At 65.4% G+C, this 14,980-nt stretch carries 17 protein-coding genes; 15 read left to right on the top strand and 2 right to left on the bottom strand.

Annotated features, from left to right (window positions below):
• Positions 1–1,460 (bottom strand): type I DNA topoisomerase (topA, locus tag RIB45_RS01460; RefSeq protein WP_350048014.1); only part of this gene is annotated, 1,460 nt, incomplete at its 3' end.
• Positions 1,461–1,801: 341 nt separating this feature from the next.
• On the opposite strand from topA, the gene RIB45_RS01455 reads away from it, so the two are divergent.
• Together RIB45_RS01455 and RIB45_RS01450 are read left to right on the top strand one after the other, a co-directional pair.
• Entirely contained in the window at positions 1,802–2,017 is a 216-nt protein-coding gene (locus RIB45_RS01455; RefSeq protein ID WP_350048012.1) for a hypothetical protein, read from the top strand.
• 166 nt (positions 2,018–2,183) lie between these two features.
• The gene (locus RIB45_RS01450; protein WP_275068993.1) at positions 2,184–2,597 is read left to right on the top strand and encodes a DUF6481 family protein; all 414 of its coding nucleotides are present in this window, start codon (positions 2,184–2,186) and stop codon (positions 2,595–2,597) included.
• 236 nt (positions 2,598–2,833) lie between these two features.
• Here RIB45_RS01450 and RIB45_RS01445 read toward each other — a convergent pair whose 3' ends face one another.
• Positions 2,834–4,036, bottom strand: a complete 1,203-nt coding sequence (locus tag RIB45_RS01445) for a winged helix-turn-helix domain-containing protein (RefSeq protein ID WP_350048010.1) — start codon at positions 4,034–4,036, stop codon at positions 2,834–2,836.
• A gap of 345 nt (positions 4,037–4,381) precedes the next feature.
• Between RIB45_RS01445 and RIB45_RS01440 the strand changes: the two genes are divergently transcribed.
• The 13 genes from RIB45_RS01440 (at position 4,382) to nuoI (ending at position 14,935) form a co-directional block, all read left to right on the top strand.
• Entirely contained in the window at positions 4,382–4,747 is a 366-nt protein-coding gene (locus RIB45_RS01440; RefSeq protein ID WP_350048019.1) for an NADH-quinone oxidoreductase subunit A, read from the top strand.
• Entirely contained in the window at positions 4,738–5,319 is a 582-nt protein-coding gene (locus tag RIB45_RS01435) for a NuoB/complex I 20 kDa subunit family protein (RefSeq protein WP_156713887.1), read from the top strand. Before RIB45_RS01440 ends, RIB45_RS01435 begins: the two co-directional genes overlap by 10 nt.
• A 15-nt stretch (positions 5,320–5,334) precedes the next feature.
• A complete protein-coding gene (locus tag RIB45_RS01430; protein WP_350048007.1) occupies positions 5,335–5,934 on the top strand; it encodes an NADH-quinone oxidoreductase subunit C in 600 nt (199 codons plus the stop codon).
• A 15-nt stretch (positions 5,935–5,949) separates the two neighbouring features.
• Entirely contained in the window at positions 5,950–6,135 is a 186-nt protein-coding gene (locus tag RIB45_RS01425; RefSeq protein ID WP_350048005.1) for a hypothetical protein, read from the top strand.
• A gap of 7 nt (positions 6,136–6,142) precedes the next feature.
• Complete coding sequence (locus tag RIB45_RS01420) at positions 6,143–6,574, top strand: GFA family protein (protein ID WP_350048003.1); 432 nt, start codon at positions 6,143–6,145, stop codon at positions 6,572–6,574.
• Positions 6,571–7,761: an NADH-quinone oxidoreductase subunit D gene (locus RIB45_RS01415; protein ID WP_350048001.1), complete on the top strand. Its 1,191-nt coding sequence runs from the start codon at positions 6,571–6,573 to the stop codon at positions 7,759–7,761. The genes RIB45_RS01420 and RIB45_RS01415 overlap by 4 nt, the downstream gene beginning before the upstream one ends.
• Entirely contained in the window at positions 7,762–8,946 is a 1,185-nt protein-coding gene (locus RIB45_RS01410; protein WP_350047999.1) for an NADH-quinone oxidoreductase subunit E, read from the top strand.
• Positions 8,947–8,956: 10 nt separating this feature from the next.
• Entirely contained in the window at positions 8,957–10,261 is a 1,305-nt protein-coding gene (gene nuoF / locus RIB45_RS01405; RefSeq protein WP_350047997.1) for an NADH-quinone oxidoreductase subunit NuoF, read from the top strand.
• 79 nt (positions 10,262–10,340) lie between these two features.
• The gene (locus tag RIB45_RS01400; RefSeq protein ID WP_350047995.1) at positions 10,341–11,045 is read left to right on the top strand and encodes a helix-hairpin-helix domain-containing protein; all 705 of its coding nucleotides are present in this window, start codon (positions 10,341–10,343) and stop codon (positions 11,043–11,045) included.
• Positions 11,046–11,110: 65 nt separating this feature from the next.
• Positions 11,111–13,192, top strand: coding sequence for an NADH-quinone oxidoreductase subunit NuoG (gene nuoG / locus RIB45_RS01395; RefSeq protein ID WP_350047993.1), 2,082 nt, complete (start codon positions 11,111–11,113; stop codon positions 13,190–13,192).
• 9 nt (positions 13,193–13,201) lie between these two features.
• On the top strand, positions 13,202–14,248 hold the full coding sequence (gene nuoH / locus RIB45_RS01390) for an NADH-quinone oxidoreductase subunit NuoH (RefSeq protein ID WP_106569974.1): 1,047 nt from the start codon (positions 13,202–13,204) through the stop codon (positions 14,246–14,248).
• A gap of 1 nt (position 14,249) precedes the next feature.
• The gene (locus RIB45_RS01385; RefSeq protein WP_350047991.1) at positions 14,250–14,441 is read left to right on the top strand and encodes a hypothetical protein; all 192 of its coding nucleotides are present in this window, start codon (positions 14,250–14,252) and stop codon (positions 14,439–14,441) included.
• Between the two features lie 2 nt (positions 14,442–14,443).
• On the top strand, positions 14,444–14,935 hold the full coding sequence (gene nuoI / locus RIB45_RS01380) for an NADH-quinone oxidoreductase subunit NuoI (RefSeq protein WP_106569611.1): 492 nt from the start codon (positions 14,444–14,446) through the stop codon (positions 14,933–14,935).
• Positions 14,936–14,980: the final 45 nt, after the last annotated feature.

Raw genomic sequence — 14,980 nt, 5'->3', positions numbered from 1 at the left:
CGGCCGATGCCGAGCTCTTCCATCTTCTTGATCAGCGAGGCTTCCGAATAGCGCGGCGGCGGTTCGGTCGTGTGCTTTGTCACGTCGATCTTGTCGCGGGCCACCGTCTCGCCGGCGATGATCTGCGGCAGCCGGCGATCTTCCTCGTCGTCGCTGTCCTCGTCGCGCCGGTCGGCATAGGCGGCCAGGAAGCCGTCGAACTTGACCACCGAGCCGACGGCGCGCAGGCCCGCCGTGCGGCTGCCCTCGCGCGCTTCGATCTCCACGGTCGTGCGTTCGATCTCGGCGGCGTTCATCTGGCTGGCGATGGCGCGCTTCCACACCAGTTCGTAAAGCCGCGCCTGATCGTGATCCAGGATCGCGCGCATCTGGTCGGGCGTGCGCGAAAAATCCGTCGGCCGGATCGCCTCGTGCGCTTCCTGGGCGTTCTTGGCCTTGGTGGAATAGACCCTGGGTTTGTCGGGCACGTAGGAGGCGCCGAACGTGTCGGCGATCGCGCCGCGGGCCGCGTCGATCGCCTCCGGGGCGATCTGGACGCCGTCGGTCCGCATATAGGTGATCAGGCCGGTCGTTTCGCCGTCGACTTCCAGACCCTCATAAAGCCGTTGCGCGACCTGCATGGTGCGCGAGGCCGAAAACCCCATGCGCGAGGAGGCGGCCTGCTGCAGGGTCGAAGTGGTGAACGGCGGCGGTGGATTGCGGCGGGTGGGCTTGGCTTCGACGTCGGCGACCGTGAACGAGGCTGCGTCCAGCATCGCCTTGATGGTGTCGGCCTGGTCCTGGCTGTCTATGTCGAGCTTTTGCAGTTTCTTGCCGTGGAACGCGGTCAGGCGGGCCTCGAAACCGTCCTGGCGCGGCGTCGTCAGGCCGGCGGCGATCTGCCAATAGTCCTGCCGCACGAAGCGTTCGATTTCCGCTTCGCGGTCGCACACCAGCCTTAGCGCCACCGACTGGACGCGCCCGGCCGAGCGGGCGCCGGGCAGCTTGCGCCACAGCACCGGCGACAGCGTGAAGCCGACCAGATAGTCGAGCGCGCGCCGGGCGAGATAGGCGTCGACCAGCGGAACGTCGATGTCGCGCGGATTGGCCATCGCGTCGAGTACGGCCTTTTTGGTGATCGCGTTGAACACCACGCGGCGTACCGGCTTGTCCTTCAGGGCGCGTTTCTGGCGCAGCACTTCCAGGACGTGCCAGGAAATCGCCTCGCCCTCGCGATCGGGGTCGGTGGCGAGCACCAGGCCGTCGGCCTCCTTGACCGCCTTGGCGATATCGCTCAGGCGCTTGGAGGAGGGGCCGTCGACCTGCCACGACATGGCGAAATCCTCGTCCGGCAGCACCGAGCCGTCCTTGGCCGGCAGGTCGCGCACATGGCCGAACGACGCCAGGACCTTGTAGCCCCCGCCGAGATATTTGTTGATTGTTTTCGCCTTGGCCGGCGATTCGACGATGACGACGTCCATGTTTTACGCGATGTCCCTGTGGCGCCGCTGGCGCCGGAATATCTCCATGCACGCCGTTCCTGGGCCAAATCTGTGCGTCACATGGCGGGGCTTTCGGGCGGGGTCAAGTCCCGGCCCCCAAATAGCTCGACCGGCAACCGGTGATTGGCTATTGGTTGTATTTAACAACATTTACAACCTAAGGTGACGATGCTAAGTGTATCTTCGAAGGCGCGGGAGCGGCGGCAGGCCGGTTCCGGGGGGGCAGCCGGCGCCAGCCGCGTTCCGACGCCGGGACACGCTGCAACGCACGGATCATCTTGTATCGAATACGCTAGACGAAAGGTGCTGGCCTTTTCGCGATGACGCAGAACCGGACCCACCGCAGAGCCGAGACGCTGGACTTCATCCAGTCGATGCTGGCGCAGTTGCGGACCATGGCCGAGGCCGAGCGCTTGGAAATGCTGGCTTACCTGATCGAGATGGCCTATGTGGAAGCCGGTGATCTCCGTCGCGGTGATCGGCCCCGGCACAGCAATGGCGGCGGCGATCCCTATTCGAGCCCGCACCGGCAATAATCCACGATTGATGTCGCCTACGGCGCGCCGGCTGTGGCCGGTCTCATACGCCGTGAATGGCGTCTAATTCGGTCGGACGGTCAAAAAGATCGTCTTGGGGGCTTGATCCGGAATTCCCCACGCAGCATGTATGCGCCCGCAATAGGACCAGCAGAAAGATCAAAGGTTGGAATTGAAGAAGCAGGACAAGGATTTCGTCCAAAGACGCAACGACGCGATGGCCGCCAAGGCCGCGCTTCTGGAAAAGTTCAAAAACAGACCCAGCGAAGACGACCCGGCCGTGCAGGCTCGCATCGCCGAGCGCAAGGCGATTGCGGAGGCGCGTGAACAGCGCCGCAAGCAACGAGAAGCCGAGCGGCAGGCCAAGCGCGCCGAAGAGGCGCGCCTGAAGGCCGAACGCGAGGCCGCGCTCGAGGCCGAGCGACTGGCGCGCGAGGAAGAAGAGCGTCGCCTGGAGCAGCAGCGCCGCGCCGAGGAATTGGCCAAGCGTGCCGAGAGCCTCGTCGACGACGCCGCCCTCAAGGCCAAGCGTGACGCGCGTTACGCCGCCCGCAAGGCGCGTGTGCGCAAGATCGGCTGAAGCGTTTCCAGGCGAAGCGGAAACCGGTTCGCCGTTCGCAAACGCGCTGAGGCGACAGGGAGGAGCCGGTCTGCGCTTCGGTGAAGAGCAGGGCGGCTCCAGGGTCTGGCGCGGAGGTCGGCCCGGCGTTCCGCGCGCCGTCGACTGGTCCGTCGTTCGACAAAAATCTATCAAGGCAGCGTGGCGACCAAGGTCGCCGCGCCTTTCTGCGTTCTGTAGGACTTCCTGACCCGCTCTCAGCCTTTGCGCAGCGCCTCGGCAAGCGGCGCGGCCAGGTCGCCGGTTGCCAGCGTCTCGACCCGTTCCAGACCCAGCCAATGCGCCAGGCTGCGCAGTTCGCCGGCCAGCGCCTCGGCGGTATGGGCCGGCGCATGCGGCTCGGCGAATGCGGTGTTGACCCGCAGCGTCGCCGCCGCGCGGTCGGCCTTGATACAAAGGCGCGCCACAATCGCCTCGCCGAGCCGGAACGGCAGCACGTAATAGCCGTGCACCCGCTGGTCGGCGGGCGTGTAGATCTCGATGCGGTAGCGGAAGCCGAACAGTCTTTGCGTGCGGCTGCGTTCCCACACCAGCGGATCGAACGGCGCCAGCAGCGCCTGGCCGCCGACGCGGCGTGGCATGCGCGCGTCCTTGGTCAGAAAGGCTTTCTGCGACCAGCCTTCGACGCGCACCGGCAGCAGGTCGCCGGCCTCCACCAACTCGGCAAGCCGCGGATCGGCGTCTTTCGGCGACAGCCGGAAATAGTCGCGCAGATCGGCGGCCGTGGCCACGCCCAGCCCGCGCGCCGACACGCGCAGAAGATGGCGGATCGCCTCTGCCGGCTCGGGCGTTGGCGCATCGTGGATCGCAGCGGGAATCACCCGTTGCGGAAGATCGTAGAGACGTTCGAACCCGCGGCGCGTCGCGGTCGTGATCCGGCCGACCCAGAACAGCCACTCCAGCGCGTGTTTGACCTCGCTCCAGCCCCACCAGCCGCCGCTGCCCTTCTGGTCCTCGAAATCGGATGCCGCGATCGGTCCGCGCGTGGCGACCTCCTGGTAAATGCGCTCGATATAGGCGCGGTTTTGCCGCGCGAATTCGGCCAGCCCCTTGTAGATGCCCTGATGGCGGCGCGCCTTTTCCATCCGCCACTGCATATAGGGCCACATCTCGACCGGCAGCAGCGAGGCTTCGTGCGCCCAATATTCAAACAGACGGCGCGGGCGTTTCCACGCAGCCTGGTCGATCAGCGCCATCGGGTAGGGGCCGAGTCGCGAGAAGGCCGGCATATAGTGCGCCCGCACCACCGCGCTGACGGAATCGATCTGCAGCAGTCCAGTATGGCGCAGAACCCGCCTGACGGCGCGGAAATCGGCGACGCGCGGCGGTCGCGAATCGGCAAAGCCCTGCGCGGCGAGCGCGATGCGCCGTGCGGCGGCGAGCGACAGCGTGTCCTTCATTGGATATCGTTTGGTCCCGTTGACGGTCGAAGATCGTGCGACGAGACGACGCGTATCCCGTCCCGTCAACCCGCAAGCGGTTCCGGCAGGCCTTGTTCCTGCCATGGCTGTCACCAGAAGCCGGACGTGGCGACGCCTGTCTCTGCATCCGGGGCGGTTAATGGTGGACCGTGCGGCTCTGCCGTGATTTTGCCAAGGTTTGACTTGCTTCGCTGTGACGGCTGCGCTAACCGTCGCCGCGTTGCAACATGAGCATGAAGTCCGTCGCGTCGCCCGACGATTTTCGGCGCCTTGAGCGCGCCGAAGGGCGGCAAAAGGCGCGGAAAGGCTCCGGAAGGCTGGGCAATGAACGAACTCCTCGTTTCATATCTCCCGATCGTGATTTTCATCGGCGTGGCGCTTGTCATCGGCGTTGCCCTGCTGGCGGCCCCCTTCATCGTCGCCTATCAGAACCCGGATCCCGAAAAACTCTCCGCTTATGAATGCGGCTTCAACGCCTTCGACGACGCGCGCATGAAGTTCGACGTCCGGTTCTACCTGGTGTCGATCCTGTTCATCATCTTCGACCTCGAGGTCGCCTTCCTGTTTCCCTGGGCGGTGTCGTTCGGCGAGATCGGCTGGCTCGGTTTCTGGTCGATGATGATCTTCCTTGCCGTCCTGACGATCGGCTTTATCTACGAATGGAAGAAGGGAGCTCTGGAATGGGATTGACCACCGGTTCAGACACCCTCGTCGCGCCGCGGCCCAAGGGCATCATCGACCCCAACACGGGCAAGCCGATCGGCGCCGACGACGCGTTTTTCGGCGACATCAACAGCGAGTTGGCAGACAAGGGCTTCCTCGTCACCTCTTCGGAATCGCTCGTCACCTGGGCGCGCACCGGCTCGCTGATGTGGATGACGTTCGGTCTGGCCTGCTGCGCGGTCGAGATGATGCATGTCTCCATGCCGCGCTACGACGCCGAACGCTTCGGCGTCGCGCCGCGCGCCAGCCCGCGCCAGTCCGACGTCATGATCGTGGCCGGCACGCTGACCAACAAGATGGCGCCGGCGCTGCGCAAGGTCTACGACCAGATGCCCGAGCCGCGTTACGTCATTTCTATGGGCTCGTGCGCCAATGGCGGCGGCTATTATCATTATTCCTATTCGGTGGTGCGTGGCTGCGACCGTGTGGTGCCGGTCGACATCTATGTGCCCGGATGCCCGCCCACCGCGGAGGCGCTGCTTTACGGCATCCTGCTTCTGCAAAAGAAGATCCGCCGCACCGGCACGATCGAGCGCTGAATACGGGATCGGCAAATGAGCGAAGCGCTGAAAGACCTGGCTGCCTACGTGTCCGAACGCCTCGACGGGCGCATCGAGGACGCCGTCGTGGCCTTCGGCGAACTCACGCTGACGGTGGCGGCGGGCGATGTGCTGGAAGTGCTCGCCTTCCTCAAGCGCGACGTCCAGTGCCAGTTCGTCAGCCTCATCGACATTTGCGGCGTCGACTACCCGTCGCGCGACAAGCGCTTCGACGTGGTCTATCATCTCATGTCGCCGCGCCAGAACATGCGCGTGCGCGTTCGCGTCCTGACCGACGAGGACACCCCCGTTCCCTCCGCCACGCCGGTCTATCGCGGCGCGGACTGGTTCGAACGCGAGGCCTATGACCTTTACGGCATTCTGTTTTCGGGCCATCCCGACCTGCGCCGCCTGCTGACCGATTACGGTTTCGAGGGCCACCCCCTGCGCAAGGATTTTCCGCTGACGGGCTTCGTCGAGGTGCGCTACGACGACGAGGCCAAGCGCGTCGTCTACGAGCCGGTCGAGCTGAAGCAGGAATTCCGCAACTTCGATTTCCTCTCGCCCTGGGAAGGCACCGACTACGTGCTGCCCGGCGACGAGAAGGCCAAATGATGGGGACGGACCGCCATGGCGCGCCTTGTCGTTCTCATCCTTCTCGCGGCGATCGTGGTCGGCGCGGTGTGGTATGTGTGGACGCGGATCGCGGGCCGTCCGTTCGTCAACGACACGGTCGGCAGGATTTTGGTGGCGTTGACCGTCGCCGGGCTGGCGCTGTGGCTGTTTGGCGGCGGCGCGCTGTTCGGGCAGGGGTGATCGACCGATGACGACGCTCAACGGACAATGTCTTTGCGGCGCGGTGCGCTTTACCGCGATCCCGGTCGGCGAGACCATGGGCGTGTGTCATTGCGGCATGTGCCGGCGCTGGACGGGCGGTACCTTCATGTCGACCGACTGCGGCACGAGTGTGCGTTTCGAGGCTGAGGACGCGCTCGGGCGCTATCGCGGCTCGGATTGGGGCGAGCGGCTTTTCTGCCGGTCCTGTGGCGCGACCCTTCTGTGGCAGACCCAGGACGGCGCCAATCAGCACGTGTCGATCCACGCGTTCGACGATGCCGGATCGTTCCGCTTCGACAGCCAGATCTTCATCGATCGCAAGCCTGCCAATTACAGTTTCGCCAACGAGACGCGCACCATGACCGAGGCCGAGGTTTTCGCGATGTTTGCGCCGAAATCCAGCGAGGGCGCGCAATGACCGAGCATTCCGTCCGCAATTTCAACATCAATTTCGGCCCGCAGCATCCCGCCGCGCACGGCGTGTTGCGCCTGGTGCTGGAGCTCGACGGCGAGGTGGTCGAGCGCGTCGATCCGCATATCGGCCTTCTGCATCGCGGCACCGAAAAGCTGATCGAGCACAAGACCTATCTGCAGGCCGTGCCTTATTTCGACCGGCTCGACTATGTCGCGCCGATGAATCAGGAACATGCCTTCGCGCTCGCCGTCGAGCGGCTGCTGGAGATCGAGGTGCCCAAGCGCGGGCAGCTGATCCGGGTGCTGTTTTCCGAGATCGGCCGCATCCTGTCGCATCTGTTGAACATCACCACCCAGGCGCTGGACGTCGGCGCGCTCACCCCGCCTTTGTGGGGCTTCGAGGAGCGCGAGAAGCTGATGGTGTTTTACGAGCGCGCCTGCGGGGCGCGCATGCATGCCGCCTATTTCCGCCCCGGCGGCGTGCATCAGGACATTCCCGACCAGCTCGTCGAGGACATCGGCAACTGGATTGATCCGTTCATGACCACGGTCAAGAATCTCGACGATCTCCTGACCGCCAACCGCATCTTCAAGCAGCGCAATGTCGACATCGGCGTGGTCAAGCTCGACGATGCCTGGGACTGGGGTTTTTCCGGCGTCATGGTGCGCGGTTCGGGCGCGCGCTGGGACCTGCGCAAGGCGCAGCCCTACGAATGTTATTCGGAGATGGAATTCTCGATCCCGATCGGCAAGAACGGTGATTGCTACGATCGCTATCTGATCCGCATGGAGGAGATGCGCCAGTCGGCCGCCATCATGCGCCAGTGCGTCGACCGCCTGCTCGGCGCCCAGAAGACCGGGCCGGTTTCCAACACCGACGGCAAGGTCGTGCCGCCCAAGCGCGCCGCCATGAAACGCTCGATGGAAGCCCTGATCCATCATTTCAAGCTTTACACCGAGGGCTATCGGGTGCCCGAGGGCGAGGTCTATGCCGCCGTCGAGGCGCCGAAGGGCGAGTTCGGCGTCTATCTCGTCTCCGACGGCTCCAACAAACCCTATCGCTGCAAGCTGCGCGCGCCGGGCTTTGCCCATTTGCAGGCGATGGATTTTCTGTGCCGCGGCCATATGCTGGCCGACGTCTCCGCCGTTCTCGGCTCCCTCGACATCGTTTTCGGAGAGGTCGACAGATAAATGAGCGTCCGCCGTCTCGCAGAGCCAGCCATTCAGCCAGCCGCCTTCGCCTTCAACCGGGCAAACGCGGCGGAGGCGAAGAAATGGGTCAAGAAATATCCCAAGGGGCGTGAGCAGTCCGCCGTCATCCCGCTTTTGATGATCGCCCAGGAGCAGGAAGGCTGGGTCACGCGCGCCGCGATCGAGACGATCGCCGACATGCTCGACATGCCCTATATCCGCGCGCTCGAGGTCGCCACCTTCTACACCCAGTTCCAGCTGAAGCCGGTCGGCGCCCGAGCCCATGTCCAGGTCTGCGGCACCACGCCGTGCATGTTGCGCGGCGCCGAGGCGCTGATGCAGGTGTGTCGCGACAAGATCCACCCCGAGCCGTTCCACACCAATGCCGACGGCACCTTGTCGTGGGAAGAGGTCGAATGTCTCGGCGCCTGCGTGAACGCGCCGATGATCATGATCTTCAAGGACAGCTACGAGGACCTGACGCCCGAGCGTCTCGGCGAGATCATCGACGCCTTCGAGGCCGGCAACGGCAAGGACGTCAGGACCGGTCCGCAGAACGAGCGTTTCTTCTCCGCGCCTGAAACCGGCTTCACCAGCCTGACCGACGAGAAGGCGGTTTTGAAGGCGACGCGCGCCAGGCCGTCCGCGGCCGGCAAGGCCAGGCGCGATCCGGTGCCGCCGTCCAAGGCGGCCAGGCCGAAGACCGCCGCGGTCGAGACCAGCCCGGCGCTCAAGACCCCGTCCAGGGTCAAGGCGAGCGCCAATGGCGAGAAGGCGGCCGGCGTGTCGGCGCCGAAGGGTGATCGGCGCGCGGCCAACAAGGCCGAACCCGCCGACAAGCCGCGCAAGGCTAGCGCGGCGCCCGCCAAGTCGGCGAGCGCCAAGCCGCAAAAACCGTCTCTGCTCGACAAGGACCGTCCGATCGGCATGGAGCGCCCGGCCGCGCCCGACGATCTACGCCTGATTTCGGGCGTCGGACCGAAGATCGAAAAGACCCTGCACGAGCTCGGCATCTTCACCTATGCCCAGGTCGCGCGCTGGACCAAGGCCGAGCGCGCCTGGGTCGATGGTTTCTTGAAATTCCACGGCCGCATCGAGCGCGAGGACTGGATCAAGCAGGCCAAGGCGCTCGCCAAGGGCGGCGAAGCCGAATATGTCCGCGTCTTCGGCAAGAAGCCGAGGTGAGGAGACAGTCATGCTGCAAGACAAGGACCGCATCTTCACCAATATTTACGGCCGCTTCGACACCTCGTTGAAGGGCGCGATGGCGCGCGGCCACTGGGACGGCACCAAGGGCCTGATCGCCAAGGGCCGCGACTGGATCATCGACGAGATGAAGGCCTCCGGCCTGCGCGGCCGCGGCGGCGCCGGCTTCCCGACCGGGCTGAAATGGTCCTTCATGCCCAAGCAGTCGGACGGCCGGCCGCATTATCTGGTCGTCAATGCCGACGAGTCCGAGCCCGGCACCTGCAAGGACCGCGACATCATGCGCCACGACCCGCATACGCTGGTCGAGGGCTGCCTGATCGCCGGCTTCGCCATGGGCGCGCACGCCGCCTACATCTATGTGCGCGGCGAGTTCATCCGCGAGCGCGAGGCGCTGCAGCGCGCCATCGACGAGGCCTATGACGCCGGCCTGCTCGGCAAGAACAACAAGAACGGCTGGGATTTCGACGTTTTTGTCCATCACGGCGCCGGCGCCTATATTTGCGGCGAGGAAACGGCGCTGCTGGAAAGCCTCGAGGGCAAGAAGGGCCAGCCCCGGCTGAAGCCGCCATTCCCGGCCAATGTCGGTCTTTATGGCTGCCCGACGACCGTCAACAATGTCGAATCGATCGCGGTCGCGCCGACCATCCTGCGCCGCGGCGCGGCCTGGTTCTCCTCCTTCGGCCGCCAGAACAACGCCGGCACGAAGCTGTTTTGCGTGTCCGGCCACGTCAACGCGCCCTGCACGGTCGAGGAGGAGATGTCGATTTCCTTCCGCGAACTGATCGAGACCCATTGCGGCGGTATTCGCGGCGGCTGGGACAATCTGCTCGCCGTCATTCCCGGCGGCTCGTCGGTGCCGCTGGTGCCGGCGCATGAGATCGTCGACGCGCCAATGGATTTCGACGGTCTGCGCGACCTGAAATCCGGTCTCGGCACCGCCGCCGTCATCGTCATGGACAAGTCGACCGACATCGTGAAGGCGATCGCGCGGCTGTCTTATTTCTACAAGCACGAAAGCTGCGGCCAGTGCACGCCCTGCCGCGAGGGCACCGGCTGGATGTGGCGCGTGATGGAGCGGCTGGTGCGCGGCGAGGCGCAGAAGCGCGAGATCGACATGCTGCTCGACGTCACCAAGCAGGTCGAGGGTCACACGATCTGCGCGCTGGGCGACGCGGCGGCCTGGCCGATCCAGGGTCTGGTGCGCCATTTCCGTCCGGAAATCGAGCGCCGCATCGACGAGTTTTCACGCAATGCCGACAGCGCCCGCCCGGCGCTGGTGGCGGCCGAATGAAGGTCTGACAAGACGTCACGGACACGCACTGGAAAGGGACGGGTAACGACCGGGGCGGTGAAGCGAAAGGAGACAGGCCATGTCGTTCGATTTCAAGCCCCGCGCGGTGCGGCCTGATGTGATGGAAGTGGAAACCGGATTGGAAAAGATGACGCAGGATTTTTCCGAGCTGATGCCGAAGGAGTTTCGCGGCGCCGTCAATCTGGCCGCCCATCCTTTGGCCGCCACGGCGGCGATGACGGCGATCGGCATCGGCGTGGCCGGCCACGCCTTCGGCCTGTGGATGGGAACCGTCGCGGGCTCCATGGAGGCGGCAAGGCGGCTGTCCGAACGCAGCCTGGCTGACAACGAGGCCGCCGCCGAACCGGCCTACAAGACGCCGGCCTCGCCGCGCGCGCGCATGCGTGCCGTCGTCGAGACGCTGGCCGCCGATGTCGAGCACGCGGCCCGCGACCTCGCCGAAACCAGCGGCAAGGTGGCGCGCGCGGTCGCCGACGATGCGGCGCGGGTGACCGCCGCCGCCGAAGCGCGCAAGGCGCGCGATGAGGACGCGGCGGCACCGGCGGCTGAGACTGCCGCCGACGATCTCAAGGCGATTTCGGGCGTCGGCCCGAAGCTCGAGCAGGTCTTGAACCGGCGCGGCATTCGCCGCTATGCCCAGATCGCCGCGCTCACCGACGAGGAGATCGCGCGTCTCGACGAGGAGTTCGGCTTCAGGGGCCGCATCGAGCGGGATGACTGGCGCGGCCAGGCCAGGAAACTGTCAGCCGGCAACGGCAACTAGGCGAAAGGCCGGGGGCTGCCTCGGCAATTGGATGACGAAACGGCGTTCGGCGCCGGGGGCACGAGATGACGAAACTCAAGGTCGACGGCAAGGAAATCGAGGTGCCCGATCACTACACGCTGCTTCAGGCGGCGGAGGACGCGGGCGCGGAAGTGCCGCGCTTCTGCTTCCACGAGCGGCTGTCGATCGCCGGCAATTGCCGCATGTGCCTGGTCGAGGTGAAGGGCGGGCCGCCCAAGCCGGCCGCCTCCTGCGCCATGGGCGTGCGCGACCTGCGCCCGGGCCCGAACGGCGAACTGCCGGAAGTGTTCACCAACACGCCGATGGTCAAGAAGGCGCGCGAGGGGGTGATGGAGTTCCTGCTCATCAACCACCCGCTCGACTGCCCGATCTGCGACCAGGGCGGCGAATGCGACCTGCAGGACCAGGCCATGGCCTTCGGCGTCGATTCCTCGCGCTACAAGGAAAACAAGCGCGCCGTTGAGGACAAATATATCGGCCCGCTGGTCAAGACGATCATGACGCGCTGCATCCACTGCACGCGTTGCGTCCGCTTCACCACCGAAGTTGCCGGCATTTCCGAACTCGGCCTGATCGGCCGCGGCGAGGACGCCGAGATCACCACCTATCTCGAACAGGCGATGACCTCCGAGCTCCAGGGCAATGTCATCGATTTGTGCCCGGTCGGCGCGCTGACCTCCAAGCCCTACGCGTTCCAGGCCCGGCCGTGGGAATTGTCCAAGACCGAATCGATCGACGTCATGGACGCGGTCGGCTCCGCGATCCGGGTCGACACGCGCGGCCGCGAGGTGATGCGCATTCTGCCGCGCGTCAACGAACAGGTGAACGAGGAGTGGATCTCCGATAAGACCCGCTTCGTGTGGGACGGTATCCGCACCCAGCGTCTTGACCGCCCCTATATCCGCCGCAACGGCCGGCTCGCGCCGGCGTCGTGGAGCGAGGCCTTTGCCGCGATCGCCGAAAAAATCGCTGCCGCTCCGGCCGAGCGCATCGGCGCGATCGCCGGCGATCTGTCGACGGTCGAGGAGATGTTTGCGCTCAAGCAGCTGATGGCCGCGCTCGGTTCGGGCAATATCGACTGCCGCCAGGACGGCGCCGCGCTCGATCCGGAAAAGGGCCGCGCCGGCTATCTGTTCAACCCCACCATCGAGGGCATCGAACAGGCCGACGCGCTGTTGATCGTCGGCGCCAATCCGCGTTTCGAGGCCTCCGTGCTCAACGCCCGCATCCGCAAGCGCTGGCGCATGGGCGGTTTTCCGGTCGGCGTCGTCGGCGAGGTCGGCGATCTGCGCTACGACTACGAGGCGCTGGGTTCCGGCGGTGAGGCGCTCAAGGAGCTTGCCGGCGGCAAGGGCAAGTTCTTCCAGGTTTTGAAGAAGGCCAAGCGGCCGATGGTGATCGTGGGGCAGGGCGCGCTTTCCCGTTCCGACGGCGCGGCCCTGCTCGGGCTCGCCGCCAGGGTCGCCGACGGATGCGGCGCGCTCGGCGCGGACTGGAACGGTTTTGGTGTGCTCCACACCGCCGCCGCGCGCGTCGGCGGGCTCGATCTCGGTTTCGTGCCGCAGGCCGGCGGCAAGAGCGCGGCCGAGATGATGGGTGCGCTCGACGTCCTGGTCCTGCTCGGCGCCGACGAGTTCGACATGAACCGGATCGGCGACGCCTTCACCGTCTATATAGGCAGCCATGGCGATGCCGGCGCGCATCGCGCCGACGTCATCCTGCCGGGCGCGACCTATGCCGAAAAGTCCGGCACCTATGTCAACACCGAGGGTCGGGTGCAGATGACCAATCGCGCCGGCTTCGCGCCGGGCGAGGCGAAGGAGGACTGGGCGATCCTGCGGGCGCTGTCCGACGTGCTCGGCAAGAAACTGCCGTTCGATTCGCTGCAGCAATTGCGCGCCGCGCTCTACCGGGCCCATCCGCATTTCGCCGAGATCGACCGGATCGCGGCCGGCGACCCGGCCGATGTCGCCAGGCTGGCCTCCGCCGGCGGGCGCCTCAACAAGAGCGCGCTCACTTCCTCGGTGGCCGATTTTTATCTCACCAACCCGATCGCCCGCGCCTCGGCCGTGCTGGCGGAATGTTCCGCCATGGCCAGGGGCGGCTTCAAGCAGGCGGCTGAGTAAGGCATGACGATGGACCTCTTCTTCACCACCTACGTACTGCCGGGGCTGATCATCGTCGGCCAGTCCCTGCTGGTCATCGTCGCGCTTTTGGTCTTCATCGCGTTCATTCTCTACGCCGACCGCAAGATCTGGGCGGCGGTGATGCTGCGGCGCGGTCCCAACGTCGTCGGCCCCTGGGGGCTGCTGCAATCCTTCGCCGATCTGCTGAAATTCGTCGTCAAGGAGCCGGTGATCCCGTCGGGCGCCAACAAGGGCGTGTTCCTGCTGGCGCCGCTGGTTACCACCGTGCTGGCGTTGGCCACCTTCGCCGTGGTGCCGTTCGACGAAAACTGGGTGATCGCCAACATCAATGTCGGCATTCTCTACATCTTCGCCATCTCCTCGCTCGAGGTCTATGGCGTGATCATGGCCGGCTGGGCCTCGAACTCCAAATATCCCTTCCTCGGCGCGCTACGCTCGGCCGCGCAGATGGTGTCCTACGAGGTCTCGATCGGTTTCGTCATCGTCACCGTGCTTCTGGCCGTCGGCTCGCTCAACCTGACCGACATCGTCCTGTCGCAGCGCGACGGCCTGGGCACCATGGCCGGCCTGCCCAACAGTTTTCTGGACTGGCACTGGCTCGGCCTGTTCCCGATGTTCGTGATCTTCTTCATCTCCGCCCTGGCGGAAACCAACCGGCCGCCCTTCGACCTGGTCGAGGCCGAATCGGAGCTGGTCGCCGGCCACATGATCGAATATTCCTCGACGCCGTACCTGCTGTTCATGCTCAGCGAATACGTCGCCATCATGCTGATGTGCGCACTGATGACGATCCTGTTCCTGGGCGGGTGGCTGCCGCCGTTCGATTTCGCGCCCTTCACCTGGGTGCCCGGCATCGTCTGGTTCATGCTCAAGATCTGCTTCGTCTTCTTCTTCTTCGCCATCGTGAAGACGATCGTGCCGCGCTATCGCTACGACCAGTTGATGCGCCTCGGTTGGAAGGTGTTTTTGCCGATCTCGCTGTTCATGGTGGTCGCCACCGCCGCCTTCCTGAAATTCACCGGACTGGTGGCTTAGGATGGGCGCGGGCCTCATCGGCGCCCTTGTCGGGCTCGTGATCGCGGTGGCCGACCTCGCGCTGCTGCGGCTTCTGGCCCAGCGCGTCGATCTGCCGGAGACCAAGCGCGTCTTGAACATCACCGGCCTGAGCCAGCTCGTGCTCTTGCCGATCGTGGGCTTTTTCATCGCCCCGTTGATTGCTGGAGAATAGTCATGTCAGCGCTCGCCCAAGCCGCAAAGTCGCTGCTTTTGAAGGAATTCGTCGGCGCGTTCTTCCTGGCCATGCGGCAGTTCTTCGCGCCCAAGCACACGCTCAACTATCCCCACGAGAAGGGGCCGGTGTCGCCCCGCTTTCGCGGCGAGCATGCGCTGCGCCGCTATCCCAACGGGGAGGAGCGCTGTATCGCCTGCAAGCTGTGCGAGGCGATCTGCCCCGCCCAGGCGATCACCATCGAGGCCGGGCCGCGGCGCAATGACGGCACCCGGCGCACCGTGCGCTACGACATCGACATGGTGAAGTGCATCTATTGCGGCTTCTGCCAGGAGGCCTGCCCGGTCGACGCGATCGTGGAGGGGCCGAATTTCGAGTTCGCGACCGAGACGCGCGAGGAACTCTACTACGACAAGGACAAGCTGCTCGCCAATGGCGATCGCTGGGAACGCGAGATCGCGCGCAACATTGCGTTGGACTCGCCCTACAGATAGCCATTCGACATGGACGGGCGCGGACGGCTGGTCTAAGGACAACGC

This window comes from Marivibrio sp., assembly GCF_040218065.1.
In the GTDB taxonomy this organism is placed as follows: domain Bacteria; phylum Pseudomonadota; class Alphaproteobacteria; order UBA8366; family Aestuariispiraceae; genus Marivibrio.
Note: the sequence above shows the minus strand (reverse complement) of the source record. Positions and strands in the feature narration are given on the sequence as shown.

What these genes read in the sequence shown, in the direction of transcription:
- RIB45_RS01440 (WP_350048019.1), top strand. Translation starts at nt 4,382, where the DNA reads ATGAACGAACTCCTCGTTTCATATCTCCCGATCGTGATTTTCATCGGC.
- RIB45_RS01415 (WP_350048001.1), top strand. Translation starts at nt 6,571, where the DNA reads ATGACCGAGCATTCCGTCCGCAATTTCAACATCAATTTCGGCCCGCAG.
- RIB45_RS01455 (WP_350048012.1), top strand. Translation starts at nt 1,802, where the DNA reads ATGACGCAGAACCGGACCCACCGCAGAGCCGAGACGCTGGACTTCATC.
- RIB45_RS01445 (WP_350048010.1), bottom strand. Translation starts at nt 4,036, where the DNA reads ATGAAGGACACGCTGTCGCTCGCCGCCGCACGGCGCATCGCGCTCGCC.
- nuoG (WP_350047993.1), top strand. Translation starts at nt 11,111, where the DNA reads ATGACGAAACTCAAGGTCGACGGCAAGGAAATCGAGGTGCCCGATCAC.
- nuoF (WP_350047997.1), top strand. Translation starts at nt 8,957, where the DNA reads ATGCTGCAAGACAAGGACCGCATCTTCACCAATATTTACGGCCGCTTC.
- RIB45_RS01425 (WP_350048005.1), top strand. Translation starts at nt 5,950, where the DNA reads ATGGCGCGCCTTGTCGTTCTCATCCTTCTCGCGGCGATCGTGGTCGGC.
- nuoH (WP_106569974.1), top strand. Translation starts at nt 13,202, where the DNA reads ATGGACCTCTTCTTCACCACCTACGTACTGCCGGGGCTGATCATCGTC.
- nuoI (WP_106569611.1), top strand. Translation starts at nt 14,444, where the DNA reads ATGTCAGCGCTCGCCCAAGCCGCAAAGTCGCTGCTTTTGAAGGAATTC.
- RIB45_RS01410 (WP_350047999.1), top strand. Translation starts at nt 7,762, where the DNA reads ATGAGCGTCCGCCGTCTCGCAGAGCCAGCCATTCAGCCAGCCGCCTTC.
- RIB45_RS01435 (WP_156713887.1), top strand. Translation starts at nt 4,738, where the DNA reads ATGGGATTGACCACCGGTTCAGACACCCTCGTCGCGCCGCGGCCCAAG.
- RIB45_RS01430 (WP_350048007.1), top strand. Translation starts at nt 5,335, where the DNA reads ATGAGCGAAGCGCTGAAAGACCTGGCTGCCTACGTGTCCGAACGCCTC.
- RIB45_RS01385 (WP_350047991.1), top strand. Translation starts at nt 14,250, where the DNA reads ATGGGCGCGGGCCTCATCGGCGCCCTTGTCGGGCTCGTGATCGCGGTG.
- RIB45_RS01420 (WP_350048003.1), top strand. Translation starts at nt 6,143, where the DNA reads ATGACGACGCTCAACGGACAATGTCTTTGCGGCGCGGTGCGCTTTACC.
- RIB45_RS01400 (WP_350047995.1), top strand. Translation starts at nt 10,341, where the DNA reads ATGTCGTTCGATTTCAAGCCCCGCGCGGTGCGGCCTGATGTGATGGAA.